This window comes from Faecalibacterium sp. DFI.5.82 (assembly GCF_029076575.1).
In the GTDB taxonomy this organism is placed as follows: domain Bacteria; phylum Bacillota; class Clostridia; order Oscillospirales; family Ruminococcaceae; genus Faecalibacterium; species Faecalibacterium duncaniae.
The window spans coordinates 1-294 of sequence record NZ_JARFIS010000954.1; the positions used below are offsets into that span (position 1 = coordinate 1).

Sequence of the window (294 nt, forward strand, 5' to 3'; positions counted from 1 at the left end):
CATAAAACAGTATTTGCAAAAGCTCCTGAAATGGGGAAGATTTGGCGTGACTTCGGTCACGCCTGTTCTTTTGCTTCCAGTTCATCCAGAGGGATGTACCCCAGCCCATCGTACTTGATATGGATGTGCTGCACCCGCTTTCCGCTGGACTTATCCGGGGCATCCACATAGATGGCCGTCACCAGTTCACGGAGAGCATTAGGGGTGAGTTCTTCAATATGAACGTACTTGTGCGCTTTCTGGACGAACTTTTCAATATTCTCGATATGCTGTTCCTGTACTTCAATTTCCTGC

1 protein-coding gene is annotated in these 294 nt (G+C 48.0%); it reads right to left on the reverse strand.

What is annotated here, in order from left to right:
- Positions 1–56: 56 nt before the first annotated feature.
- The coding region (locus tag P0G09_RS19645) for a DUF4368 domain-containing protein (RefSeq protein ID WP_275253517.1) at positions 57–294 on the reverse strand (238 nt) is incomplete at its 5' end.